This is a genomic window from Microbacterium sp. LWS13-1.2, assembly GCF_040144835.1.
In the GTDB taxonomy this organism is placed as follows: domain Bacteria; phylum Actinomycetota; class Actinomycetes; order Actinomycetales; family Microbacteriaceae; genus Microbacterium.
In genome coordinates, this window is sequence record NZ_CP151632.1 from 3864737 (window position 1) to 3890166 (window position 25430).

General features: G+C 71.0%; 23 protein-coding genes and 1 riboswitch. Of the genes, 9 read left to right on the forward strand and 14 right to left on the reverse strand.

What is annotated here, in order from left to right; translation table 11 throughout:
* Positions 1-40: 40 nt before the first annotated feature.
* Positions 41-2056: a L,D-transpeptidase family protein gene (locus tag MRBLWS13_RS17835; RefSeq protein WP_349426659.1), complete on the reverse strand. Its 2016-nt coding sequence runs from the start codon at positions 2054-2056 to the stop codon at positions 41-43.
* A 220-nt stretch (positions 2057-2276) separates the two neighbouring features.
* Between MRBLWS13_RS17835 and MRBLWS13_RS17840 the strand changes: the two genes are divergently transcribed.
* The 7 genes from MRBLWS13_RS17840 to MRBLWS13_RS17870 all read left to right on the forward strand — a co-directional run bounded on the left by MRBLWS13_RS17840 (position 2277) and on the right by MRBLWS13_RS17870 (position 9475).
* Positions 2277-3473: an ROK family transcriptional regulator gene (locus MRBLWS13_RS17840; protein ID WP_349426660.1), complete on the forward strand. Its 1197-nt coding sequence runs from the start codon at positions 2277-2279 to the stop codon at positions 3471-3473.
* Positions 3474-3608: 135 nt separating this feature from the next.
* Positions 3609-4943: an extracellular solute-binding protein gene (locus tag MRBLWS13_RS17845; protein ID WP_349426661.1), complete on the forward strand. Its 1335-nt coding sequence runs from the start codon at positions 3609-3611 to the stop codon at positions 4941-4943.
* 75 nt (positions 4944-5018) lie between these two features.
* Positions 5019-5999 carry a sugar ABC transporter permease gene (locus MRBLWS13_RS17850; RefSeq protein ID WP_349426662.1) on the forward strand — a complete coding sequence of 327 codons (981 nt, stop codon included), beginning with the start codon at positions 5019-5021 and terminating at the stop codon, positions 5997-5999.
* Entirely contained in the window at positions 5999-6916 is a 918-nt protein-coding gene (locus MRBLWS13_RS17855) for a carbohydrate ABC transporter permease (RefSeq protein ID WP_349426663.1), read from the forward strand. The genes MRBLWS13_RS17850 and MRBLWS13_RS17855 overlap by 1 nt, the downstream gene beginning before the upstream one ends.
* A 43-nt stretch (positions 6917-6959) precedes the next feature.
* On the forward strand, positions 6960-7934 hold the full coding sequence (locus MRBLWS13_RS17860; RefSeq protein WP_349426664.1) for an ROK family protein: 975 nt from the start codon (positions 6960-6962) through the stop codon (positions 7932-7934).
* The gene (locus tag MRBLWS13_RS17865) at positions 7927-8706 is read left to right on the forward strand and encodes a glucosamine-6-phosphate deaminase (RefSeq protein ID WP_349426665.1); all 780 of its coding nucleotides are present in this window, start codon (positions 7927-7929) and stop codon (positions 8704-8706) included. The genes MRBLWS13_RS17860 and MRBLWS13_RS17865 overlap by 8 nt, the downstream gene beginning before the upstream one ends.
* Positions 8707-8722: 16 nt before the next feature.
* On the forward strand, positions 8723-9475 hold the full coding sequence (locus MRBLWS13_RS17870) for a hypothetical protein (protein ID WP_349426667.1): 753 nt from the start codon (positions 8723-8725) through the stop codon (positions 9473-9475).
* A gap of 172 nt (positions 9476-9647) precedes the next feature.
* Here the strand turns inward: MRBLWS13_RS17870 and MRBLWS13_RS17875 are convergent, their stop codons facing one another.
* The 5 genes from MRBLWS13_RS17875 to MRBLWS13_RS17895 form a co-directional block, all read right to left on the reverse strand.
* Positions 9648-11039 (reverse strand): FAD-linked oxidase C-terminal domain-containing protein, encoded by a 1392-nt coding sequence (locus tag MRBLWS13_RS17875; RefSeq protein WP_349426668.1) that lies wholly within the window; start codon positions 11037-11039, stop codon positions 9648-9650.
* The gene (locus MRBLWS13_RS17880; RefSeq protein ID WP_308868181.1) at positions 11036-11428 is read right to left on the reverse strand and encodes a YrdB family protein; all 393 of its coding nucleotides are present in this window, start codon (positions 11426-11428) and stop codon (positions 11036-11038) included. Before MRBLWS13_RS17880 ends, MRBLWS13_RS17875 begins: the two co-directional genes overlap by 4 nt.
* An 86-nt stretch (positions 11429-11514) precedes the next feature.
* Positions 11515-13395, reverse strand: a complete 1881-nt coding sequence (locus tag MRBLWS13_RS17885) for a sigma-70 family RNA polymerase sigma factor (RefSeq protein WP_349426669.1) — start codon at positions 13393-13395, stop codon at positions 11515-11517.
* 452 nt (positions 13396-13847) lie between these two features.
* A complete protein-coding gene (gene nagA, locus MRBLWS13_RS17890; protein WP_349426670.1) occupies positions 13848-14984 on the reverse strand; it encodes an N-acetylglucosamine-6-phosphate deacetylase in 1137 nt (378 codons plus the stop codon).
* Between the two features lie 41 nt (positions 14985-15025).
* Positions 15026-16639, reverse strand: a complete 1614-nt coding sequence (locus MRBLWS13_RS17895; RefSeq protein WP_349426671.1) for a beta-N-acetylhexosaminidase — start codon at positions 16637-16639, stop codon at positions 15026-15028.
* A gap of 78 nt (positions 16640-16717) precedes the next feature.
* A riboswitch (ZMP/ZTP riboswitch) is annotated at positions 16718-16802 on the forward strand.
* Between the two features lie 45 nt (positions 16803-16847).
* Between MRBLWS13_RS17895 and glyA the strand changes: the two genes are divergently transcribed.
* On the forward strand, positions 16848-18122 hold the full coding sequence (gene glyA, locus MRBLWS13_RS17900; protein WP_349426672.1) for a serine hydroxymethyltransferase: 1275 nt from the start codon (positions 16848-16850) through the stop codon (positions 18120-18122).
* Positions 18119-19000, forward strand: coding sequence for a bifunctional methylenetetrahydrofolate dehydrogenase/methenyltetrahydrofolate cyclohydrolase (locus MRBLWS13_RS17905; protein WP_349426674.1), 882 nt, complete (start codon positions 18119-18121; stop codon positions 18998-19000). Before glyA ends, MRBLWS13_RS17905 begins: the two co-directional genes overlap by 4 nt.
* Before the next feature lie 90 nt (positions 19001-19090).
* Here MRBLWS13_RS17905 and MRBLWS13_RS17910 read toward each other — a convergent pair whose 3' ends face one another.
* The 8 genes from MRBLWS13_RS17910 to hpaD all read right to left on the reverse strand — a co-directional run bounded on the left by MRBLWS13_RS17910 (position 19091) and on the right by hpaD (position 25395).
* On the reverse strand, positions 19091-19738 hold the full coding sequence (locus MRBLWS13_RS17910; protein ID WP_349426675.1) for an NAD(P)H-dependent oxidoreductase: 648 nt from the start codon (positions 19736-19738) through the stop codon (positions 19091-19093).
* Entirely contained in the window at positions 19735-20214 is a 480-nt protein-coding gene (locus tag MRBLWS13_RS17915) for a MarR family transcriptional regulator (RefSeq protein WP_349426676.1), read from the reverse strand. Before MRBLWS13_RS17915 ends, MRBLWS13_RS17910 begins: the two co-directional genes overlap by 4 nt.
* Before the next feature lie 67 nt (positions 20215-20281).
* Complete coding sequence (locus tag MRBLWS13_RS17920; protein WP_349426677.1) at positions 20282-21349, reverse strand: DUF6596 domain-containing protein; 1068 nt, start codon at positions 21347-21349, stop codon at positions 20282-20284.
* Positions 21350-21411: 62 nt separating this feature from the next.
* Complete coding sequence (locus MRBLWS13_RS17925) at positions 21412-21792, reverse strand: YciI family protein (protein WP_349426678.1); 381 nt, start codon at positions 21790-21792, stop codon at positions 21412-21414.
* Between the two features lie 74 nt (positions 21793-21866).
* Positions 21867-22466 (reverse strand): hypothetical protein, encoded by a 600-nt coding sequence (locus MRBLWS13_RS17930; protein ID WP_349426679.1) that lies wholly within the window; start codon positions 22464-22466, stop codon positions 21867-21869.
* A 60-nt stretch (positions 22467-22526) separates the two neighbouring features.
* The gene (locus MRBLWS13_RS17935) at positions 22527-23330 is read right to left on the reverse strand and encodes an aldolase/citrate lyase family protein (RefSeq protein ID WP_349426680.1); all 804 of its coding nucleotides are present in this window, start codon (positions 23328-23330) and stop codon (positions 22527-22529) included.
* Positions 23315-24100 carry a fumarylacetoacetate hydrolase family protein gene (locus tag MRBLWS13_RS17940; protein ID WP_349426681.1) on the reverse strand — a complete coding sequence of 262 codons (786 nt, stop codon included), beginning with the start codon at positions 24098-24100 and terminating at the stop codon, positions 23315-23317. The genes MRBLWS13_RS17935 and MRBLWS13_RS17940 overlap by 16 nt, the downstream gene beginning before the upstream one ends.
* A 128-nt stretch (positions 24101-24228) precedes the next feature.
* A complete protein-coding gene (gene hpaD / locus MRBLWS13_RS17945) occupies positions 24229-25395 on the reverse strand; it encodes a 3,4-dihydroxyphenylacetate 2,3-dioxygenase (RefSeq protein WP_349426682.1) in 1167 nt (388 codons plus the stop codon).
* Between the last annotated feature and the right edge of the window lie 35 nt (positions 25396-25430).

Genomic DNA, 25430 nt, shown 5'->3' on the forward strand with positions numbered 1-25430 from the left:
GCCCGGGGCATCCGCTCTTCTCATGTGTTCAGGATGTCGGTCACGCCTGGACGCGCACCTCGGTGCCGTTCGGCGCCCACGAGTAGAGGAACTCCGCCATGCCGAGGGACAGGTTCACGCAGCCGTGGCTCATCCGATTGCCGAAGTTGTTGTGCCAGTACGTACCGTGGAAGCCCTGGTCGCCGTTGAAGTACATCACCCACGGCACGTCCTCGGTGCAGTAGCTGTTGACGGCGTTCGGGTTGTAGCAGAGAGCGCCCATGTCCTGCACCCGGACGTGCGAGTTGATGCGGAAGTTCCCGGTGTGTGTCGGGGTGGCTGCCGTGCCCGACGAGACGAGGAAGCTGTTGACCACCTGCCCGTTCTCGTAGATGTAGGTGCGCTGCTCGCTGAGGTCGACGACGATGTTGCGAGCCAGCGTGGTCGTGCTCACCGGCACCTCGTCGACGGGGAGCTTGAAGACCGCGTCGCCCGAGCCGAGCTGGCCGGCGTAGGCCGCCGCGACGCCCGTAGCGTCGCCGAGCTGACGCCCGGACTGACCCGCCGCCATCGTCTGGAGCACCTTGCCGCCGGTGTCGGTGATGACGACGGCGTTCTCGGGGGCGCGGTCCACCGCGGCCGCGAGCGTGTCGACGACGGGCTGGATGGCCGCGGGGTCGGCAGTGATGGCGAACTCGTCCCCCTTCGGGGCGATGGAGAGCCAGGATGCCGCGACCGCACGGTCGATCGGCACCGTGCGCTCGTCGCCCACGTAGAAGCCGGCCGTGTCGAGCATGCCGTTCAGCTGGGCCACGGTCGCGTCGGCGGTCTCCGTCGAGATGTCGGCCGGAACGGCGGCGGACACGGGGTCCACCTGGACCCGTGTCTGCCCGGCTTCGAACGCCGCCTGGATCGCCGCCTGGATGGTCGCGACATCGATGCCCACTCCCTCGACCGCGGGCGTGGCGGCGTACGAGGCCGTGGCGGGGTCGAATGCCAAGGTCGCATCGACCGGGTCGGTGTACAGCTGCGGGGCCGCATCGCGCAGCGCGTCGGTCGCGGCCGCGGCCTCGAGCTCGATCTCCGCATCGGTCGTCGCGAACCACGCGGTCGGGTTCCACATCGGGTGGGCTGCGAAGGCTGCGTCCGCAAGGGCCTGCGCGTCCACGGTGGCGCCCAGCTCTGCGCCGGTGAGCTCGGCGTCCTCGCCCGAGCCGGTCAGTACGACCGTGGTCTCGGCGAGGCGCTGCTCGATGGCTTCGGCGGCGGCGCCCGGGGTGAGCCAGCCGACGGGCACTCCGGCGACGGCTGTGCCCGGTGCGATGAGCACGAGCGAAGAGACGACCAGTCCGACCACTGCGACGCCGGCGGCCGCACTGATCCAGAGGGCGGGGTGCTTCTTCTTCGCCTTCGGCTCCGCGGGCGCCCACGCGTACACCGAGCCATCGGCTGCGGTCTCGGTGGGCGTCGCGGCGGGGGAGGGCGCGGGTCCGGCGGGTGCGAGCACAGCGGTCGCCACTGCGACGGTCGCGAGGTCGGCACCGGAGTCGGCTTCGGTGTCGGAGTCGGCTTCGGCGACTGCCCCGTCCTCGGCGGCGAGGTCGGCTTCGAGCTCCGGCTCCGCGTCCTCCTCGGTGGCAGCGTGCTGCTCGGCTTCCGCTTCTTCATTGGCTTCGGCGTCGCTGTCGATGTCGTCGGGCTCGGGCTCGTCAACCTCGGCCTCGGGCTCGAGATCCTCCGCCTCGGCGGCGGCACCCGTCTCCTCGGCCTCAGCGACGGCATCCGTCTCCTGCGCCTCGGCGGCCGCCTCGAGCTCCTGCGCCTCGGCGACGGCATCCGTCTCCTGCGGCTCGGTGCTGTCCGCCTCGACTGCGGCGGGGTCCTCGGACCCGGCTGCGGGCGCGACAACGTCCTCGGTCACGACATCCGACTGAGTCACGGCATCCTTCTCGTCCATGGCAGGCGACGGCGCGGAATCGGCCGTTGCCGTCGCCTCGCTGTCGACGTCCTGCTCGCCCTCGAGGGCGTCGTCCGCAGACGCCTCTTCGGCACGCGGCTGGGTCGCCAGATCTCTCACGCCACACCCCCGACTGTGATCAACGCTTCCCCTTATGGTAAGGGACGCGAACCCCCCGAACGGTCACGGCCTCATCACAGATGAATCGCCGGTCACAGCCGGAAATGGACCAGGCCTGCGGTGGCCGCTCATGTCCGGTAGGTCACGGTTTTGTAAAGCATCCACGCAAATAGACGTCACGGACTTGCGCAAAGCGGGTTCGTAAGGTCTACTAACAAACATGCCCAACACGGAAGCGCAGCGCGGCCCTTCCCTTGCCGACGCGCCGCACAGCACCGCGAACGCTCGCGCCTTCGTTCCCGGCCGCACGCTGCGGCAGGGGACCAAAGTACTCCCCGAGCACGCCCGCGGCCACAACCGCGCGCTCGTGCTCCAGACCCTGTTCCACCAGGGGGCGATGAGCCGGGCCGACCTCTCCCGAGAGACGGGCCTCACCCGCGTCACCATCTCCGACCTGGTCGGCGAGCTCATCGCCGACGGCTTCGTCGCCGAGATGGGCGTGCGCGAGGCGTCCGGTCCGGGGAAGCCCGCGATCCTGGTCGACCTCGATCACGCCGGGCATCGCATCGTCGGGCTCGACCTCTCCGGCAGCGACACCTTCATCGGCGCCGTGCTGACGCTCGACGGCAGCATCGTCGCGCGTCGCGAAGTCGCGCTCCCCGCCGACGAGGACGTCGTCGCCACGGTCGTCGAGCTGGCGCGTGCGCTCGTCGCCGACTCGCACGCGCCCGTGCTCGGCATCGGCGTCGGGACGCCCGGTGTGGTCGACGACCAGGGTGTGATCCTCACGGCGCCGAACTTCGGCTGGGCCGGCTTCGATCTCGAGGGTGCGCTGCGCAGCGCGCTCGGGGTTCCTGTCCTGGTCGCCAACGACGCCAACGCCGCCGTACTCGCCGAGTACACGTTCGGCGGCGCCCCCGACGACGTGCTGCTGGTCAAGGTCGGGCGAGGCGTCGGCTCGGGGCTGCTGCTGGCCGGTCAGCCCATGCGTGGCAGCCGCTTCGCCGCGGGTGAGATCGGCCACGTCACGGTCGGCACCGACGGCGGCCCGCAGTGCGCGTGCGGCAAGGTCGGATGCCTCGAGGCGTGGCTCTCTGTGCCCTCGCTGACGTCGCGGCTGAGCGCGGCATCCGATCCCGAAGCGTACGAGGGCATCCTGCGCGACGCGGGGGAGCGGCTGGGCATCGCGCTCGCTCCCGTCGTCGGTGCGCTGGACGTCTCGGAGATCGTGCTCTCCGGTCCCCCTGAACTTCTCGGCGGCTCCCTCGCGGAACAAGCCGTCGAGACCCTCCGTGCGCGCACGCTCGCGCCGTCCGTGGACGAAGGCGTGCGAGTGCGGATGACGGAGCAAGGCCAGGACATCGTCCTGCGCGGCGCAGCCGTCATGGTCCTGTCAGGACAACTCGGGGTGTCCTGACACAGCGCTGTCCCCCGGAGGCTCCGCACGGAGCCCCGGCCCTACCCTCCGGGTCACCACCCGGAAGCCCCGGTTCCCCCCGGATGGGTCACCCGGCCCACCCGAACACCAAGAGAACACACGAAGGAAGACACCATGAAGAAGACGCTTGGAGCCGTGGCGCTCATCGGCGCCTCGGCACTGGTGCTCGCCGGCTGCGCCGGCGGGACCACCCCCGGTGGATCGGACGATGCCTCGGGGTTCGACCCCGACGGCGCCAAGGACCAGGACATCACGTTCTGGGTCATGGGCGGAGACACCCCCGATGAGCTGCGCGAGTACTTGAAGGACGAGTACAGCGAGGCGACCGGCGGCACCCTCACGATCGAGGAGCAGTCCTGGGGCGACGCGCTGACCAAGCTGGCCAACCAGCTGCCCGACGCGAAGAACACCCCCGACGTGACCGAGATCGGCAACACCTGGTCGCCGACGTTCACCACCTCGGGCGCGTTCAGCGACCTGAGCGAGATCTACGACGACCTCGGCGGGTCCGACCTGCTCCAGTCGTTCGTCGACGTCGGCACGGTCGACGGCGCGCAGTACGCGCTGCCGTACTACTTCGGCTCGCGCTACATCACGTACCGCAAGGACATCTGGGAGGCCGCGGGCCTCGAGGTGCCCACGACCCTCGAAGAGTTCAACGAGGACATCAAGACGCTGCGCACGGCCGACCAGTCGGGCTTCTACATCGGCGGCGAGGACTGGCGCAACGGCGTCTCGTGGATCTTCGCGAACGGCGGCGAGCTCGCCACGAAGGACGGCGACACCTGGGTCTCGACGCTGAGCGACGAGAAGACCATCACCGGCCTCGAGCAGTTCCAGGACCTGTTCACGAAGGCCTCCAACGCTCCGGCGACCGAGGATGACAGCACGCCGTGGGTCAACATCAACAACGACAAGAACGGCAACCCGCCGACGGCCGCCACGATCATCGCACCCGGCTGGGCGCACTGGTCGATCGGCGACTTCGTCGAGGAGAAGACCGCTGACGACGGCACCGTGTCCGAGGTCCGCGAGTGGAACGACGACACCTTCGGCGTCTTCCCGCTCCCGGGCACGACCGCGGGAGAGGCGGCTCCCGTCTTCGCCGGCGGCTCGAACATCGGCATCTCGGCCAAGAGTGAGAAGCAGGCGGGCGCCAAGGAGCTGATGCGCATCATCTTCTCCGACGAGTACCAGCAGATGCTCGGCGAGAACGGCCTCGGCCCCGCGAACACGAAGTTCGTCGACTCGCTGGGTGACGACATCTTCGCCACGGCGCTCATCGACTCGGCGCTGAACTCGAAGCTCACCCCGGCCGCGCCCGGCTGGGCGGCGGTCGAGGGCCAGAAGATCCTCGAGGAGTTCTTCGGCAAGGTCGCAGCGGGCGGCGACATCCCGGAACTGGCCGCGGAGTACGACGAGAAGATCGACGCCATCATCAACGGCTGAGACCTGCACCACTCCCGGGGTCGCGGACACGCGTCCGCGACCCCGGTCCCCTGCGATACCCTGAAGGAGGCGGGCATGGCGGTTCCTGCCCCCACCACACTGAAAGCGTCCGGCAAGCGCGGCGCCGGCCGCGACGCCGACACCGAAGCATCCGTCGGCGGCCGACGCCGCTCACCCGTTCCCTACGCCCTGCTCGTCCCCGCGATCGCGATCCTGCTGTTCGGCATGGGCTACCCCGTCGTGTGGCAGGTCATCACGTCCTTCCAGAAGTACGGCGCGCTGCAGCAGCTCGGCGGCAAGGCCCCCGACTTCGTCGGACTCGAGAACTACATCGCGGTCGCCACGAGCCCCACCTTCTGGGAGGTCGCGGTGCGCTCGGTGATCTTCTGCCTGGTCACGGCGCTGATCACGGTCGCCATCGGCATGGGGCTCGCCCTCCTGATGACCCGCGTCCCGTCGGGCGTGCGCATCACCCTGCAGATCGCGCTGCTGCTGGCCTGGGCTATGCCCGTCGTCGCGGCGATGACGGTGTGGATCTGGCTCTTCGACCGCCGTCGCGGCGTCGTCAACTACCTCCTCGACCTCATTCCGGGCGTCGACATGAACCAGTTCAACTGGATCGGCGGGGAGCCGTTCGTCTTTTTCATCGTCGCGTCGATCATCGTGACGTGGATGTCGGTGCCCTTCGTCGCCTTCTCGGCCTACGCCGGACTCACGCAGGTGTCGACGGAGATGGTCGAGGCCAGCCAGCTCGACGGCGCGACCGGCTGGCAGCGTCTGCAGTACATCGTCCTGCCGATCATCCGCCCGGTGCTCATGATCGTGCTGCTGCTCAACCTCATCTGGGATCTGCGCGTCTTCACGCAGATCACGATGCTGCAGGACGCCGGCTCGAACTCGAGCGACTACGACCTGCTGGGCACGTACATCTACAAGATGGGCGTCGCCGGCCTCAACTTCGGTCAGGGCGCGGCGATGGCGATCTTCGTCCTCGCGCTCACAATCGTCCTCAGCTGGTTCTACATCCGCAGTCTCTTGAAGGAGGACCAGGTCTGATGTCCGCGTCCGCACAACTCGCGCCTACGCAGGCGCCGCCCCGGTCCGGATCCGACCGCCCCTCGGCGCCCGCCCCGAAGCGCCGCCGCCGCGGTTCCGCCGCGACCTGGGGCTGGAGCATCCTGGCGATCCTCGTCGCGCTGATCTGGGTGTTCCCGGTCTACTGGATGTTCAACTCGTCGATGCTCTCGTCGGCGACGCTGGAGTCCTTCACGCCGACCTTCGTCCCGTTCGGCGGCTCGTTCGCGAACTACCGCGGCGTGATCGACGGCTCGTTCTTCAGCGCGCTGGGCATCAGCCTCTCGGTCACGATCATCGCGGTGTTCTGCTGCCTGCTGTTCGCCTTCCTCGCCTCGGTGGCGATCAGCCGGTTCCGCTTCCGCGGCCGTCTCTCGTTCATCCTCGCGATCCTCGTCATCCAGATGCTGCCGGCCGAGGGCCTGTTCATCGCGCAGTACAAGATGATGAGCGAGCTGGGGCTGCTCTCGAACATCTTCGGCCTCAGCCTGCTGTACATCGCGGCCGTCGTGCCGTTCACCGTGTGGATGCTGCGCGGCTTCGTGGTCGGCGTCCCCGCCGAGCTCGAAGAGGCGGCGATGGTCGACGGCCTCAGCCGCACCCAGGCGTTCATGCGCATCACCCTGCCGCTGCTCGCGCCCGGGCTCGTCGCCTCCGGCGTCTTCGCCTTCCTGCAGTGCTGGAACGAGTTCACCGTCGCCCTCGTGATCATGAACGCCGAGAACCAGACACTGCCGCTGTGGCTGCGCGGCTTCGTGCAGCAGAGCTCGAGCCGGGCGATCGACTGGGGCGAGGTGATGGCGGCTTCCACCATCGTCGCGATCCCGGTGATCGTGTTCTTCGTGATCGTCCAGGGCCGCATGACCAGCGGACTCGTCGCGGGGGCGGTCAAGGGCTGATGCGCGCGCACGACGACGCGGCCTTCCGTGGGGAGGCCGGCCGATGAAGGTCGGGCTGGACGTGGGCGGCACCAAGACGGACGCCGTCGCGGTCGACTCCGCAGGAGCGATCGCCGGCCGCATCCGCATGGCCACCGGCTGGGGGCCGGATGCCGTGGCCCAGACGGTCGTGGACGCCGTGCGCGCCCTCGGGGCCGAAGCCGGTGTGGACCTCTCGGCCGTGCGGTCGGTCGGGGTCGGCATCCCGGGGCAGATCGAGCCGGGCACGGGTCGCGTGGTGCACGCGGTGAACCTCGGCGTCGACGAGCTCGACCTCGCGACCATGGTGGCGCCGCAGCTGCGGCGCGTCACCCCGCGACTGGGCGGGCCGGTGCAGGTCGAGAACGATGTGAAGGCCGCCGCACTCGGCGCTCATGCGCTGCACACGGGCAACGCCTCGCCCGCGCCGGGTTCGATGGCCTACCTCAATCTGGGCACCGGCATCGCCGCGGGCATCGTGTCGGACGGCGTGCTGTGGCGCGGCGCGCGAGGCACCGCCGGCGAGGTCGGCCATATCTCCGTGGACCCGAGCGGCCCGCTCTGCCGGTGCGGTCAGTGCGGCTGCATCGAGGCCTTCGCAGGCGGCGGCGCGATCGCCGAGCGGTGGGCGAAGCGCTCGGCCCTGCCGGTGCGCGACGTCTTCGACGCCGCGGACGAGGGCGATCCGTCGGCGCTCCAGCTGCGTGCCGGATTGGCCCGCGGCGTCGCGGCGGCGGTGCGGGTACTGGTGCTGACGGCCGACGTCGATATCGTGGTGCTCGGAGGGGGTGTGACGGCCTTGGGCGATCGACTGATGACGGATGTCGCAGCCGAGCTGTCGGCCAGCGCCGAGGCATCCCCGTTCATGCGCTCGCTGCAACTGACCGAACGGGTCGAGCTGCTGCCGCCGGGGTCTCCGGCCGCAGCGCTCGGCGCGGCTCTGGTGGGTGCGGACGGCGACGCCGCACACGACGCCGAGGAGGCACTGGTTCATGGCTGAGATCGTCATCGTCCGAGACAAGGCGGCGGCCGGGGCGCTCGTCGCCGACCACATCGCCGGTCTGCTGCGCGCGAACCCCGAGACCGTCCTCGGGCTCGCGACCGGATCGACGCCACTGCCCGTCTACGAGGCGCTGCGCACGCGGCTGGAGGGCGTCGACGTGTCGCGCGTGCGCGGGTTCGCGCTCGACGAGTACGTCGGCATCGACCCGGCGCACCCCGAGAGCTATCGCTCGGTCATCACGCGCGAGGTCGTCGAGCCGCTGGGGTTCGACCCGTCGCGCATCCGCACGCCGGACGGCACCCCCGAGGGCATCGAGCATCACGGCGAGGAGTACGAGGCCGCCATCCGCGAGGCGGGCGGCATCGACCTCCAGATCCTCGGCATCGGCACCGACGGTCACATCGGCTTCAACGAGCCCGGCTCGTCGTTCGCCTCGCACACGCGCGTGAAGACGCTGACCGAGCAGACCCGACGTGACAACGCGCGCTTCTTCGCGTCGGTCGACGACGTGCCCATGCACTGCATCACGCAGGGCCTCGGCACCATCCTCCGTGCGCGGCACCTCGTGCTGCTGGCGTTCGGCGAGGGCAAGGCGGCGGCGGTCGCGGGCGCCGTCGAGGGCCCGCTGTCGGCGTCGCTGCCGGGCTCCGCGATCCAGCTGCATCCGCATGCGACAGTGGTCGTCGACGAGGCGGCCGCAGCGCAGCTCACCCGCGCGGACTACTACCGCTACGCCTACGACAACAAGCCCGACTGGCAGGGCATCTGAGTCCTAGGCTGACAGCATGACGGATGCCGCCGACGGCGTGACCGCCCCTCCACCCGTTCCACGAGGCACCGGTGGCGCGTCTCACGTCGCCCCATACCGCGCAGACGCGCCCCCCGCGCGAGCCGACGGGTTGCCGCGCACCCTCATGTTCGGCGGCGTGCTCCTCATCGTGAGCGCTGTCGCCGCGTTCGCGGCGCCGAACGCATTCGCGGCGAGTCTGCCGTTCCACACCGTCCTCTACTGGGGTTCGATCGCCGCGTTCTCGACGAGCGTGCTCGTCTTCGCGTTCGGCGTGGGCCGCGGCGGGAGCATCGTCGCGCGACGTCCGCTGGGCGTGACGGCGGGGCTCGTCCTCGCGCTGTGGCCCTTCGCGGAGCGCGTGCTGACGTGGGCGATGCCTTTCGATGAGGCCACGACGGAGTTCTATCAGGTCTGGGGCTACATCTCGCTGACCGCGAAGGTTGCGGCGGCGGTCGTGCTCGTGGTGCAGATCGCGCGCGCCGGGGTCGTGACCGGACGGTTGCGGTGGGCACCCACGTGGGCGCTCGCAGCCGTCGTCGTGCCGCAGATCCTCGCCCAGGTGCTGGCGATCGCGATGGGGATCGACCAGAGCAGGACCGAGGTCGATGGGCTGATCCTGCTCTTCGGGCTAGGACAGCTCGCGTCGTTCGCGGCGCCGGTGACCCTCGGCATCCTCGCCATCGTCCTCGCGCAGCGTCGCCCGGCACCCTCCGGCGACCCCGTCCAGGTGTTCCCTCCCGCCGCCTGACCGTTCCCTCCGGCTCGCGTGCCCGTGCCGAAATCAGGTGATTTCGCCGGGGTAGGACGTTTCCGCGCGAATTCTCCTACCTCCGCGAAATCACCTGATCTGGCGACAGGGGGAGTCCGGCGGGGGGGGGGGGGGGGGGGGGGGGGGGGGGGGGGGGGGGGCAGGCGGGGGGTCAGGCGGCGAACACCTTGCCGGGGTTGAGGATGCCCTGCGGGTCGAAGACGCGCGCGATCTGCCGCTGCAGCTCCCACTGATCGTCGCCCAGCTCGTCGGCGAGCCAACGGCGCTTCAGCACACCGACCCCGTGCTCTCCGGTGAGGGTGCCTCCGAGGCGCAGCGCGGCGCGGAAGAGGTCGTCGGCGGCCGCCCAGACATGCTCGGGCGCCTCGATCACGCCGGACTCGTCCGGCTCGCCGGCGAAGATGAAGTTCGGGTGGAGGTTGCCGTCGCCGGCATGGGCGACGGTCGGGATGACCATCCCGTGCTCGCGCTCGACGCGCGCGATCTCGTCGAACATGGCGGGGAGGGCGCTGCGGGGCACCGAGACGTCTTCGATGAGCGCCGTGCCGAGCGACTCCATGGCCGGATGCATCGACCGTCGGATCGTGAGCAGCCGCTCGCCCTCTTCACGGTCGTGAGAGAGGGCGACATTGCCGCCGGCGATGCGCAGGACCGCCGCGATCGCGTCGGCCTCCGCTGCCGCAGCGGGCCCGTCGGTCTGGATCGTGAGCTGGGCGGCCCCCGCCGTGGGCGGGTCGAGCGAGAGGAGCGCGTGCACGGCCGCGAGGGACGCGGCATCCATCAGCTCCATGATCGCGGGCTGCGCACCGGATGCGGTGACGGCGGCGGACGCCTCGGCCGCCCTCCGTACGTCGGGGAAGGTGGCCGCGATCGTGCAGACCTCGCCGGGCACGAGGCGACGGAGCTTGAGCGTGGCGCCGACCACGACGCCGAGGGTCCCCTCGGAGCCGATGACGAGCGAGGTCAGGTCGAGGCCGGTCACGCCCTTGACGGTGCGGTGGCCGAGCTGCAGCAGGCGCCCGTCGGCGAGCACGAGGTCGACACCGAGTACGGCGTCGCGCACCACGCCGTACTTGGCGCAGAGCAGGCCGCCGGCACCCGTGGCGATGTTGCCGCCGACGGTGGAGATCGCGCGGCTCGCGGGATCGGGGGCCCACCAGAGCCCGAACGGTTCGAGGGCGGCGTTGAGGTCGGCGTTCAGGATGCCGGGCTCGACGACGGCGAGCAGATCATCGGGGCGCACCTCGAGGATGCGGTCCATCTCGCGCACCGAGAGGGCGATCTCACCCTGTCCCGCGTTGGCGCCGCCCGCGAGGCCGGTGCCGGCGCCGCGCGTGACGACGGGGGTGCCGGTGCGGGTTGCGATGCGGAGGGTCTGCTGGACGTCTTCGACACTGCGCGCGTGGACGACGGCGATGGGCTGACCGGATGCCGCGTGCCCCGACTTGTCGGCGCGCGCGGCGGCGAGCGACTCCGGCGCGGTGTCGACTCGTTCTCCGAGTTCTGCGCTCAGGAGAGCGAGCGCGTCCGCGCCCGGGCTCACGACAGACGCCGGCGACCGGCGATGACCCCCGCGGTGACCGCGACGACGCCGAAGGCGAGCCCGATCCAGGCGTTGCCCATCGACCACCACGCGATCGTCGCCGACGCGTACACGAGCAGCTCGACGATCGCGCGCACGAACGGGTGCACCGCGAACACCGCGCGCGGCGATACGAACAGAGCCCACAGCAGGATCGCGACGGCAGGCGCCGCGATGCCCGCCACGATGTTCCACGGGAACGGCCACATCGTGAAGCCCCACAGTGCGAGCGTCCCGAAGGCGAAGATCTCGCACACGAACGCGACCAGGTCGATCGCCGAGAGCGGCGCGCGGGTTCCCGGCGCCGGTTCGGCGGGCGGTGCGGGCGTGACGTTCGGCGTGTCGGACATGGCCTCCAGTCTACGGCGGAGGCTCGGGCGCAGCCGCCTCGGGCGCTGCCCCGCGACGCAGGGATCGCGCCGTGCAGACGGTGGGGCTACGGCGCGACCGAGGTCCCAGCGCCCGCGGGCGTCGAGGCGGCTGCAGGTCCGGCATCCGTGTCGGAATCCACAGCGGCAGCCGGCGCGTGGGCCAGTGCTGCCGACGCGCTCGGCGCGGCGGGGGTCTGACCCGCCGGACGGCCACCGCGAACGGGCCTGACCTCGAGGTCCAGTACGGCGGCCGTGCCGTACGGATGCGCCGAGCCGTTCACCGTTCCAGCGGAGTTCGGCTTGCCGTTCTCCGCGCCGTTCCCCTCACCGGGGTTGCCGCCGTTGCCGTTGCCGGTGCCGGTGTTGCCGCCGTTGCCGTTGCCGGTGCCGTTCGGGGGGGTGCCGTTTCCGGTGGTTCCGCCGTTCCCTGTGTTGCCGCCGTTGCCGCTGCCCGTGCCGTTCGTGGGGGTGCCGTTCTCGCCCGGGTTCCCATTGCCGGCGCCGTTGCCGGCGCCGTTCTCGGCGCCGCCGTTGCCGGTGTTGCCGTTGCCGGCACCGCTGTCCTCTTCCGGGGGCGTTCCGGTGCCGGCGTCGTCGCCGCTGCCGGCGGCGCCGCCGTTGCGAGGCGTGACCGCGTTGCCGGACTGTCCTTCCTCCACTGTTCCGAGCTCCGCGATCAGCGGGAGGTCCGACGGACCCGGACCGGGCGCCGGCAGCTGCAGGATGCCGTCTTCGACGCCCTCGGCGTCGGCGTCTTCGTTCTCGGTCACCTCGGTGGGGGTGAGGACGGTGGAGTCGACCACGCTCGTCGGTATGGGGGCGGGAGCTGCCGGAGGAAGCCCGACGGCTGCCGCCACGACACCGCCGACGACGACGAGGCTCGCCGCAGCGAGCCCGGATGCGGCCCCGATGCCGACGGCGACGGATCCGCCGGCAGCGCTCGCCGCCACGGCGGTGGTCGTTCCGACGGCGGTGGCCGCACCGGCGGCTCCGGCGCTCGTGCTGACGGCAGCGGCGCCGGTGGTGCTCGCCGCCGCACTCGTGGATCCTGCGGCCGCGCCGGTCACGCCGACAGGGCTCGCGGCCACGCCGCCCTGGACGACGCTCGACGGCATCGCGGCCAGTGCGACCAGCGGTGCGCCGCCGCCCTGCATCGTCGCGAGGTAGCCAGTGGTGCCGGCCGCGCCGAGGGCGAGGGGGAGCAGCACCAGCGCCAGCCGGCTCGAGACCTCCTTGGCCTCGCTGGCGACGATCGAGCACCGCACGCAGCCCGCGAGATGCCGCTCGACCTTCATGTGGTCGCGGCGGCCGACATTGTGGCGCGCGTAGGCTCCGAGGCGCTCGATGGTCCACTGGCAGTCCGACCCGTCGGCGATCGAGCGCAGATGGGCCTGGATCCACGCCTCGCGGAGCCCTTCGCGGGCGCGGAACGTCAGCTGCGCGACGGCGGTCGCCTTCATTCCGAGGAGCGGTGCGATCTCGGCGGGCTTCATCCGCTCGATCTCGGAGTACCAGAGCACCTCCTGCCACCGGGTGGGCAGACTCCGGAACGCCTGGTGGGTGAGGCTGCGGTCGAGCGCGGCCTCGCTCTCGTGCTCGCCGCCGGAGGGGGCCTCGACGCCGTCGAGCTCCTCGTACGGCGTCTCGCGCCGTGCGCGACCCCAGGCCGCAGCCGTGTTGCGGATGCTCGTGAAGAGGTAGGCGCGGAAGGATCCTGTGGGCCCGCCGCCGTTGACGATGGAGTGGTAGATGCGCGTGTAGGCCTCTTGGACGAGATCGTCGGCATCGAGACTGGACGTCATGTTGCGGGCGACCGTGACCCCCGCGCGATAGTGACGCCGCCACAGCTCGGCGAACGCCGAGGTGTCGCCCGAGCGCGTCTGCAGCACCAGGTCGGTGTCTGCGACGACGTCGGGATCGTGCTCGCGCACTTCGTCGTGATCCATCAGGCCCCCAGTCCCGCGGGCGCACGGCGAACGTCGTGCATCCCGGGTTCGCGTCGCGATCAGCGGCGCGGCTCGTTCCATTGTCGTCGCCGTGACGCGATTTGACCAGTGGCGGATGATCGTCGCCCGCCGCGGCTTCCGAGTCCGAGAAAATTCTGAGGAAGTGACGTAATAGATCGCCCTGCGCGCGGTCTCTTTGGTCAGAGTGGTTGGCCGCCCTTGTGTGGGGCATGACGGCGGCCGCCCCCCCGCGGCGAAGTCGCGGACATGGCGGGGCTCGAAGGTATCTCGGGGGAGGGACCTTCGGCCCCGCCTGCATTCGTCTGCACGGCCGTCACGACCCCCGTGCGGCGGTGACAGCCCGGCGATCACTCCGGGCCCGCTGAGCCGAGCCCGCCGAGCCATCCCGCTGAGCCGAGCCCGCTGAGCCGATCCCGCTGAGGCGCCGGGTGTCAGACGGCGCTGCCGGCGACCCACACCCGGCGGACCGCGAGGCCCGCGTCGAGCAGCACGGCGTCGGCCAGTGCGCCGATGTCGAGGGTCCCGAGATCGTCGCGGCCGATCGCGCGCGCGGGCTGGGCGCCGAGCGCGCGCACGACGACATCGAGGGGGACGCCCGCACCCGCGACGTGGCGCAGGGCGGCGTCCTGCGTGAGGGTCGAGCCGGCGATCGCGCCTCCCTGTTCCAGCCGCGCCACGCCGTCGGTGACGCGCACGCCCAGACCGCCGAGCTCGTACCGGCCGTCCTGCGAGCCGGCGGCCGCCATCGCGTCGGTGATGAGGGCGATCCTGTCGCCGGCGACCGTGAAGAGCGTCGCGATCAGCTCGAGGTCGACGTGGACGCCGTCGGCGATGACCTCGAGCGTGACGCGGTCGTCGCGGAGCGCTGCGACCACGGGGCCGGGCGCGCGGTGGTGGATGCCGGGCATCGCGTTGAACGCGTGCGTCAGCAGCGTCGCGCCGGCGTCGAACGCGCGGCGGGTCGTGGCGGCATCCGCGTCGGTGTGGCCGACGGCGACGGCCACGCCGGCGTCGACGAAGCGCCGGATCGCATCGAACGCACCCGGCCGTTCGGGGGCCAGCGTGACCTGGCGGATGGTGCCGCGGCCCGCTTCGATCAGGCGATCGACGGATGCCGCGTCCGGCGCACGCAGCAAGGACTCGGTGTGCGCGCCCTTGTGGCCGGAGTCGAGGAAGGGGCCCTCGAGGTGCGAGCCGAGGATCGTGGGATCGGCGTCGCAGAGATCGGCCACCATGGCCACGCGTGCGGCGAGCTCATCGATCGGGGCGGTGATGAGCGACAGCACGGCGCGCGTCGTCCCGTGTGCACGGTGGATCGCGCGGCCGGTGGCGATGGCGTCCGGGCCGTCGTCGAAGCCGGCACCGCCACCGCCGTGCCCGTGGATGTCGACGAAGCCCGGGACGAGGCATCCGCCCCCGCCGTCCACCGTCTCGTCGGCACGGGGGAGTTCGTCGCCGGCGCCCGCCGCCACGACCCGCTCGCCGTCGAACAGCGCCCACGCGTCGTCGCGACCGCTGTCGACAGCGGCGGAGCCCAGCAGGCGTACGGAGTGGACGAGGGTGCTCATGCGGTCTCCCGGTCAGTGGGCGGCGTTCGTGCGGAGACGGGTCATTCGGTGGCCCAGGGGATCTCCTCGGACGGGTGGAAGCCGATGCCCATGCTCGTCCACAGCGGTCCGAGTGCGCCGACGCGCTCGCGGAAGGAGGCCCACGTGCGCAGCTCGCTCGTCCCTGTCTTCGGCGACCAGGCTGCTTCGGCGGCCGCAGCCGCCCGCGGGAATGCCATGGTGTCGATGTCGGCCGCCGTGCTGATCGTCTCTGTCCACAGCGGCGCCTCGACGCCGAGGATGCCGGAGTCGTCGATCCCCGGGATCACGTCCGACGGCTCCCACGAGTAGGCGCGCTCGACGCTCGTCGGCCCGTTCGCCCACGTGAGGCCGAGCTCGGGACCGGTGGGGTACTTCATGTCGAGGTAGATGGCGTCGGCGGGGGAGAGGATCAGCTGCGCGCCGTTGTCGACGAAGGCGCGTGCCTTCTCGGCCATGCCCTCCTGGGGTGTGCGGTAGCCCCAGTACTGACCGAGGGTGGTGTCTGCGATGTCGGCCGCGGCGCCGGCCTCGTGCCACGCGACGGGTGTCTTGCCGAGGTCGGCGATGATGGCGCTCGCGCGGGTGACGAAGGCCGCGAAGTCCTCGTCACTGGTCGAGAGCGACTCGTCGCCTCCGAAGTGGAGGTAGGGCCCCGGCGTCATCGCGGCGAGTTCGCCGAACACGTCGGCGACGAAGTCGTAGGTCGCCTCCTCATGCACCTTCACCGAGGAGAAGCCGACGGCCATGCCCTCGTACGGCACGCCGGCGTGGGGCTCCTCGCCGCCGTAGTCCCGGATGATCTCCCGCATGTGATCGCTGATCGTCGGGTCCTCGGCGAGGTCCGGGTAGGCCAGGCCGACGGCGTGCGTGTGGCCGGGCATGTCGACCTCTGGCACCACGATCATGTGCCGGGATGCCGCATACTCCACGATCTCGCGGTAGTCGTCCTTCGAGTAGAACCCGCCGGCATCTCCGCCGACAGCGGTGGCCGAGGCGCGCGCGGTCAGCTCAGGACGCGAGTCGAGGTGGATGCGCCAGCCCTGGTCGTCGGTGAGGTGGAGGTGCAGCGCGTTCAACTTCAGCGAGGCCGCGCGGTCGATGTACCCCTTGACGGTCTCGACCGGGTGGAAGTGGCGGGCGACGTCGAGCATGACGCCGCGGTACGCGAAGCGCGGGGCGTCTGCGATCGTGACCGCCGGCACGGTCCACTCGCCGCCGTCGAGGGCGATCAGCTGGCCGAGCGTCTGCACGCCGTAGAACAGACCGGCCGCGTCGGCGCCGGTAACGACCACGGATGCCTCGTCCACCGCGATGCGGTACGACTCGGCGCCCGAGCCCGCCGAGCGGTCGATCCGCAGGTCGATGGCGGCTCCGTCGTCGACGGATGCCAGGGACAGTCCGGCGCGGGCCTGGACGACCGCCGCGAGGGCGGCGGCGGCATCCTTCTCTCCGGTCACCGTCGTGGCGGACGACAGCCGGAACGGCGCACCGGACCCCGCCTCGATCGAGGCGGGCGCGGGGACGACGGCGGGAAGCGACACGGTGTCTCCATTCTGTGCGACCGGCGCGCAGCCGGCCAGCAGCGCGACGACGAGGACCGCAGCGGCGGCAGTCCGTCCTCGTCGACGATTCATGTAAAGAGTCCTAACAAAAAGGATGCGGTTCAGCCTACCGGAACCTCCGATGCAGGCGTCACCCGGCGTCCGTTATGCTCGGGGTGTCGCGACTGGCGTTGAGGTGGGACACCACCGGGGAGCGACCGACTACGGCATTCGACCGCACGCCTGGGCCGATGTGACCCCGCCCCGGGGATTATCCAGCAAGCCGTCGTCAGGAGATCGCATGACCGATCAGTTCTTCAACGCCCCTCTCTCTGAGGTCGATCCCGAGATCGCCCAGGTGCTCGACCGCGAGCTCGAGCGCCAGCGCGGCTACCTCGAGATGATCGCCTCCGAGAACTTCGTGCCCGTCTCGGTGCTGCAGTCGCAGGGTTCGGTGCTCACCAACAAGTACGCCGAGGGCTACCCCGGCCGCCGCTACTACGGCGGCTGCGAAGAGGTCGACGTCGCGGAGGAGCTCGCCATCCAGCGTGCGAAGGCGCTGTTCGGCGCCGAGTTCGCGAACGTCCAGCCGCACTCCGGCGCCACGGCCAACGCTGCCGTGCTGCACGCCATCGCGCGCCCCGGCGACACGCTGCTCGGCCTCTCGCTCGACCAGGGCGGCCACCTCACCCACGGCATGAGGATCAACTTCTCGGGTCGCCTCTACAACATCGTCGCCTACGGCGTCGACCCCGAGACCTCGACCATCGACATGGACGAGGTGCGTCGCCTTGCGATCGAGCACCAGCCCAAGGTGATCATCGCCGGCTGGTCCGCCTACCCGCGCCGGCTCGACTTCGCCGCCTTCCGCGCGATCGCCGACGAGGTCGGCGCGCTGCTGTGGGTCGACATGGCGCACTTCGCCGGCCTCGTGGCCGCCGGCCTGCACCCGAGCCCGGTGCCGCACGCCCACGTCGTCTCGTCGACCGTGCACAAGACCATCGGCGGCCCTCGCTCGGGCTTCATCCTCACGAACGACGCCGACCTCGCCAAGAAGCTCAACACCGCGGTGTTCCCGGGTCAGCAGGGCGGCCCGCTCATGCACGTGATCGCCGCCAAGGCGACCGCGTTCAAGCTCGCCGCGACCCCCGAGTTCAAGGAGCGCCAGGAGCGCGTCCTGCGCGGCGCACACATCATCGCCGAGCGCCTGTCGCAGCAGGATGTGAAGGATGCCGGCATCGCGGTCCGCTCGGGCGGCACCGACGTGCACCTCGTGCTCGTCGACCTCCGCAACGCCGAGATCGACGGCAAGCAGGCCGAAGACCTGCTCCACGAGATCCACATCACCGTCAACCGCAACGCGGTGCCGAACGACCCGCGGCCGCCCATGGTCACCTCGGGCCTGCGCATCGGCACGCCGGCGCTCGCGACGCGCGGTTTCGGCGATGCGGAGTTCACCGAGGTCGCGGATGTCATCGCCCTCGCGCTCCTGCCGAACGCCGACGTCGAGGCGCTGCGGGCGCGGGTCGCCGCGCTGACCGCAGCCTTCCCGCTCTACCCGGGGCTCGAGCAGTGACCGCGCAGAAGCTCGACGGGCGCGCCGCGGCGGCCCGGATCAAGAAGGAGCTCCGCGAGCGCGTCGCGGCGCTGAAGGCGAATGGCATCACGCCCGGCATCGCGACGGTGCTCGTCGGCGCCGACCCGGCGTCGCAGCTGTACGTCGGCATGAAGCACCGCGAGTCCGAGGCCATCGGCATGAACTCGATCCAGCGCGAGCTGCCGGCCGACGCCACGCAGGCCGACGTCGAGGCGCTGATCGACGAGCTCAACGCAGACCCGGAGTGCCACGGCTACATCGTGCAGCTGCCGCTGCCGAAGCACATCGACACCGACGCGATCCTCGAGCGCATCGACCCCGCGAAGGACGCCGACGGCCTGCATCCGACCAACCTGGGCCGGCTGGTGCTCAACGTCAACGGGCCGATCACCACGCCGCTGCCGTGCACGCCGCGCGGCGTGATCGAGCTGCTGCTGCGTAACGACTACGACCTCAGGGGCAAGGATGTGGTCGTCGTGGGCCGCGGGGTCACGATCGGGCGCTCGATCGGCCTGCTGCTCACCCGCCGCGAGATCAACGCGACCGTGACGCTGACGCACACCGGCACGACCGACCTGCCGCGCCACCTGCGCCAGGCCGACGTGATCGTGGCGGCCGCGGGCGTCAAGCACATCGTGCGCGCCGAGGACGTCAAGCCCGGCGCCGCCGTGCTCGACGTCGGCGTCACGCGCGAGGAAGACCCCGAGACCGGCAAGTCCAAGGTGTATGGCGACGTGCACCCGGACGTCGCCGAGGTCGCCGGGTACCTGTCGCCCAACCCCGGCGGCGTCGGCCCCATGACGGTCGCCCTGCTCATGACCAACGTCGTCGAGGCCGCGGAGCGCGCCGCAGGCTGAGGCATCCATCCCTGTCGACGCGGCAGGTGGCACGACATCCCGGAGACGGGTGCCGCGGCGCCCGCCGCTTCCGCGTGGGTGCTGCGACGATCAGGCGTGGACGAGCTCGTCCCTGGTACGGGCGACGACGGATCCGGCATCCGTCGTCCCGGGGGATGCCATGCCGCCGACCCAGCGCTCGCGGTCGGCGTCGCTGCGGTGGCGCACCTCTGCGAGCCGCGTGACGGCGCGGACGCGGATGCCGCAGAACTCCAGCGTCGCGTTGCGCAGCGACCGGATGGCGGCGTTGCGGTAGACCCAGGCGTTCCAGATCTTCGGGGAGTCCATCGTCATCACGATGCGCGCCGTGCGGCCGGTGAGCAGCTTGTCCCACAGGCGGCCGGTGGCGCGGTAGCGGTAGGCGAAGCCCGACAGGAAGACGCGGTCGATCCAGGTCTTGAGCGCCGCCGGGTACGAGCCCCACCACTGGGGGAAGAAGAAGGCCAGGTGATCCGCCCAATCGACGTCGGCGACGTAGGCGGCGACCTCAGGGTCGAGCGGCACGTCGGCATCGCTGCGGGGGAGGCGCATCTCGTTGCGCTCCGACGGATGCCGCGGCACCGCGTCGCGCGCGAGGTCGACGAGGCGCACCTCGGCGCCGGCGGCGCGCGCCGCGTCGGCGTAGGAGTGGGCGAGCGCGTGATTGAGGCTGCCGGCGAGCGGCGTGCCGATCACGACGAGGATGCGGGGAGCGTTCATGCGCGGGTCTCCTCTGGTATGGCCGTGCGTCCGCGGGGCGAGGGCTGCTGCTTGACGAAGGCGGTGAGGGCGATGAGCTGCGCGTTCAGACGGGGCGCGTCGATCGGGTCGTCCCCGAGCGCCGGGTCGGTGAGCATCGCGGCGAACTCCCGCTCGAGCGCGGCGCCCGCGTCACGCACCAGCTCGGTGCTCTTGGGTGTGAGGGAGAGCAGGATGCTGCGGCCGGCCCCGGGCGGGGACTGCGCGGTGATCCACCCCTCCTCGACGAGGGCGGGGACGCGCTTGCTGACCGCGGCCTTGGTGACTCCGAGGCAGTGCGCGAGCGTCGTCATGTCGGCGGGCTCGGCGTCGTACAGCACCGCAAGGAACTGGAAGTGGTTGAACGTCACGCCGTAGCCGGACCGCAGTGCGGCGTCCGCGAAGGCGTCGAGTTCCGCGAGGAGCTCGTGGAGGGTGAAGGTCAGCCGGTCGGACACACAATAAGTAAACCAGTTGACTCGCAGTGAGTCAACAGGTTTACTCAGCGGGGCGGTTGCGGGACGATCATCGGGCGCGCAGCCGGTCCTCCGCGGCGGCCAGCGCGGCCCGCGCGCCGTCGGTCGGTGCGATGGCGACGAGGCCCCGGTAGAGCTTCACCAGCGACTCGATGTCGAGCTCGCCGGTCCGGGCACGGTCGCAGTGCACGGCCTGGATGGCAGCCTCGAGCTGGAAGCGGCCGAGCGGTCGGCCGAGAGCGGAGGCGCGGCGCAGCAGCGCGGCGCCTTCGGCGATAAGCGCGCGGTCCCAGAGCGTCGGATCCTGCTCGTCGAGCGGTGGCCAGGGCTCCTCGGCTCGTGCTGGCGCCCGGGACTGCGCGTAGGTGAGAAGCGCGGCGAGTCCCCATGCCTCCGGCTCGTCGCCGAGGAGCGTCGCCGTGAGCACCGCGAGCCAGCGGGCCTCATCGGCGAGCGACTCCCGCGGCTCGTCGCCCTGATCGAGCCAGCCGATCGCGTAGGCGCCGTAGATCGCCTCGAGCACCGCGGGCAGGCGAGCGGGCATGTCGGTGCGCGTCGGAATGCGGAACGGGATGCCGGCGTCGCGGATCCGCCGCTTCGCGCGCACGAGCCGCTGCGCCATCGTCGCCTGCTCGACCCCGAACGCGCCGGCGATGGCGGCGGCGTCGAAGCCGAGCACGGTCTGCAGCATGAGCGGGGTCCGGACCGCGGGGTCGATCGCCGGGTGCGCGCAGGCGAACAGCAGCTCCAGTCGCTTGTCGGGGATCGCCTCGCTCTGCTCGAGCGCCGTGAGCGCGTCGACGGCATGCTCGTCGGCACGCGCTGCGGCGATCCCCTCGTCGAGGGGAACGCCGCGGCGGTGCGACGCGGAGCCCAGAGCGTCGCGCAGGCGGTTGCGAGCCACGGTGACCAGCCACCCTTCGGGATTGGCGGGGATGCCGGCATCCGGCCATGTGCGCAGTGCGCGCTCGAATGCGTCGGCGAGGGCGTCCTCGGCGAGAGCCAGGTCGTTCGTGGAGGCGGCGAGGATCGACAGGATGCGGCCGTACGACGCCCGCGCAGCGCGCTCGGCGACCGAGAGGGCGGCGTCCTGGCGTGCGGCGTCATCGGGATTCACGCTCCCGGGTGCTCCGTGCAGCGCGCCGCCGCCGTGCGGAGGGGGCGCGGGGTCCGTCGGCATCAGCGCGCGAAGGTCGTCCAGGCGCCGTCGTGGAAGTGGGTCGCGCTCGGCCGCACCTCGACCGCTCCCCATCCCGTCGACGGAGCTCGGCCGGCCCACGCGATCGCAGCGTCGAGGTCGTCGACGTCGATGACGAAGGTGCCCCCGAGCTGCTCCTTCGTGTCGGCGAAGGGGCCGTCCTGCACACGGAGCGAGCCGTCGGCCGCGGTCACGGTCGTCGTCACCGCGGAGGGCTGGAGCACCTCGGCGGAGATCAGCACGCCGGCCTCGTCGAGCGCCTTGGCGTACTCGTCGAACTCGCGCATGCCCTCGGCCAGCGCTTCGGGACCGAGGTCCTCAGGTGTCATCTCGGGGTAGTGCAGGAGCAGTGCGTACCGCATGGCGTCGTCCTTTCTGGTGGATTGCGACACCCCTATGACGATCTCCGCCGTCCCCGATCGACAGATCGGGCGAATCAGCCTTTTCCGAGCTCGTCGAGCATGCGGCGCTGCTCGTCGGTGAGACCGTCGTTCAGCTCGCGACGACCCGCTTCGGTCGCGGGCGCCGGTGCACCGGGATAAGTGTCCCGAGGGCTCGGGACCCCGGGCGCCGAGGTCGCGGCAGCCGTCCCCGCGGCCTGGGTCCCGGTCGCCTTGTCGTAGAGCGTCCCCGCGTGACCTTCGACCTTGTCGTCTATCGCGCCGTAGATCGCCCAGCCGATGAGGAGGAAGACGGGAGGCAGGACCCAGCCCCAGAACGCGCCGAAGATGCCGCCGCCGATCGAGACGCCGGTGAACAGCACGGTGGCGATCCACACGAGGAAGGCGACCGCGAAGGCCAGGAAGAACTCGACCAGCTTCTCGCCGGCCCTCGTGCGCTGCCCGGCGGACTTGGCCGCCATCGAACGGAACCACTTCTCGACGAGCGGCTTGATCCAGATGACGAGTGCCGTCAGGACGATGCCCGCCCACAGCGCCGCCCAGCCCACGCGCGCCGGCGTGAGCCAGCCGACCACGAGCAGAACGAGGATGTTGAACACGAGCAGCGACGCGAACCGCACGACCCACTTCTTCATGCGTTCACTGTGCCACGTTCCGCCGACGGGAGGAATCGGGCGGATGTCGCTGCCGGCGCGTCAGTACGACGTGCGCTCGCCGGCGGCGTCGGTGGGGACGAAGCGGGCGGCGAGAGCCTCGGACCCTCGCGCCAGGAGTGCGACGTCGGCGCCGACGAGCACGAACCCCGCTCCCGCCTCGACGTAGGCGTCCGCCGCGACCGGGTCGAACGCGTTGACCCCGACCGGCTTGCCCGCCGCGCGCACGGCGTCGAATGCGCGCAGGGCGGCGGCGACGACATCCGGATGTGTCTGCTGGCCGAGCACCCCCATCGACGCGGCGAGGTCGGAGGGTCCGACGAAGACGCCGTCGACGCCGTCGACCTCGGCGATCTCGGCGGCGGCCTCGACACCCGCCGTCGTCTCGATCTGCACGAAGAGCGATACGTGGGCGTCGGCGTCCTGCAGGTACCCGTCGACACGATTCCATCGCGCCGAGCGTGCGAGCGCCGAGCCCACACCGCGGGTGCCGCGCGGGGGATAGCGCACGGCCGCCACGGCGGCCTCGGCATCCGCTCGGGACGACACCATCGGCACCAGGAGGTTCTGAGCTCCGAGATCCAGCACCTGCTTGATCGTCACGACGTCGCCGATGGGCACGCGCACCACCGGCGTCACCGGATAGGCGGCGACGGCCTGCAGCTGCGCGAGGACGGACTCGAGGCCGTTGGGAGAGTGCTCCATGTCGATGAGCACCCAGTCCAGGCCGGCCCCGGCGCAGATCTCCGCCACGAGCGGAGATCCGGTGCACACCCACATGCCCGCCAGCGGACGCTCGGCGCCGGCGAGCGCGTCGCGGAAGGTCGGGGTCAGACGAAGCGGCATTCGATGACTCCCATCGGTCCGTAGTCGCACAGCACGCTATCGCCTCGCGACACCCACATGGGGCGCGTGAACGATCCGGCGAGGATGATCTCGCCGGCCTCCAGGCGCGCGCCGTGCTGGTGGAACTTGTTGGCCAGCCATGCGACGCCCGTCGCGGGGTGGCCCAGCACACCCGCGGCGACGCCGGTCTCTTCGATCTCGCCGTTGCGGCTCAGGACGCCGGGGACCCAGCGCAGGTCGATCTCGTCGGGGCGCTTGCGCACGGTGCCCAGCACCATCGCGCCGTAGGCCGCGTTGTCGGCGATCGTGTCGATGATCGTGCGACCCTCGAGCTCGATGTGCGAGTTGAGCACCTCGAGGGCGGGGACGGCGTAGTCGATCGCCGCGAGTGCGTCGTCGAGCGTGCAGTCGGGGCCTTCGAGCGGCGTCTTGAGCACGAATGCGAGCTCGACCTCGATCCGGACGTTGGAGAAGACGTCGACCGGGATCTCCGCGCCGGAGCGGTACACGGTGTCGTCGAACATGACGCCGTAGTCGGGCTCGGTGATTCCCGTCGCGTGCTGCATCGCCTTCGACGTGAGCCCGATCTTGCGCCCCACGAGCGTCCGGCCGGCAGCGACGTTGGCGTCGCGCCAGACCCCTTGGATCGCGTAGGAGTCCTCGACGGTCGCGTCGGGGTACCGCGCCGTGATGCGTGGGATCACGCCGTGCGTGCGGTCGGCCTCGGCCAGCTCGTCGGCGATCGCCGCGATGTCATCGGGTGACAGCATCCGTTTCTCCTGTCGTGTCTGGTGAGTCCAAAGCGTTTCGTCTCGCTTCGCTCGCTCAACGACCGGATCCTTTCACCCGGTCGTTGAGCGAGCGAAGAACGAGCGAGACGAAACGCGACGAGTCCGCCCTAGAGCTGGTGGCCGAGCTTGTACTCGCCCTGCTTCCAGCTGGGCAGCTCCTCGTCCTTCTCGTCGGGGCGGGTGTACGAGAACCCGTCGGCGCCGATCGTGACGGCCATCTCGGACTCGTCCGTGCGGGCGACGACGGGCTGCGGGTTGCCGTCGAGGTCGAGCACGAGCGAGGCCTCGGTGTACCAGGACGGCACCACAGGGTTGCCCCACCAGTCGCGGCGCTGGTTGTCGTGCACGTCCCAGGTGATGACGGGGTTGTCGGGGTCGCCGGTGTAGTAGTCCTGCGTGTAGATCTCGACGCGGTGGCCGTCGGGGTCGCGCAGGTAGAGGTAGAACGCGTTCGAGACGCCGTGGCGGCCGGGTCCGCGCTCGATCGCGTCCGAGCGGCGGAGCGCGCCGAGCTTGTCGCAGATCGCGAGGATGTTGTGCTTCTCGTGGGTGGCGAACGCGACATGGTGCATGCGGGGGCCGTCGCCGCCGGTCATGGCGGTGTCGTGCACCGTCGGCTTGCGGCGCATCCAGGCGGCGTAGACGGTGCCGCCCTCGTCCTGGATGTCTTCGGTGACGCGGAAGCCCAGCGACTGCATGAAGTTCACCGCGCGGGGCACGTCGGGGGTGACCTGGTTGAAGTGGTCCAGCCGCACCAGCTCGCCGGGGGTGTGCAGGTCGTAGCGCCACGAGAGACGCTCGACGTGCTCGGTCTGGAAGAAGAACTCGTAGGGGAATCCGAGCGGGTCGGTGACCCGCACCGAGTCGCCGATGCCCTTGACGAAGCCGTCCGGGCGGCGCTCGACGCGGCAGCCGAGCTCCTGGTAGAACGCGACCGCCCGGTCGAGGTCCTCCGGGGTGCGCACCCGGTACGAGAACGCGGCGGCGGCGGCGACGGGGCCCCGACGCAGCACGAGGTTGTGATGTATGAACTCCTCGGTCGAGCGCAGGTAGATCGCCTCGTCGTCCTCTGCGGTGACGTAGAGCCCGAGCACGTCGACGTAGAACGTGCGCGACGCGGCGAGGTCGGTCACGACGAGCTCCATGTAGGCGCAGCGCAGGATGTCGGGGGCCGGGCTCTCCGGCGTCGGTACCGGGTTGTCGGTGTGGATCGGCGCCTCCTGGCTCACGTAGAAGCCCGAGGAGGTGAGGGTCATGTCGTCACGGCGGGTCATGTCGCGTCCTTGCGTGTGCGGATGGTCGGGGCGTA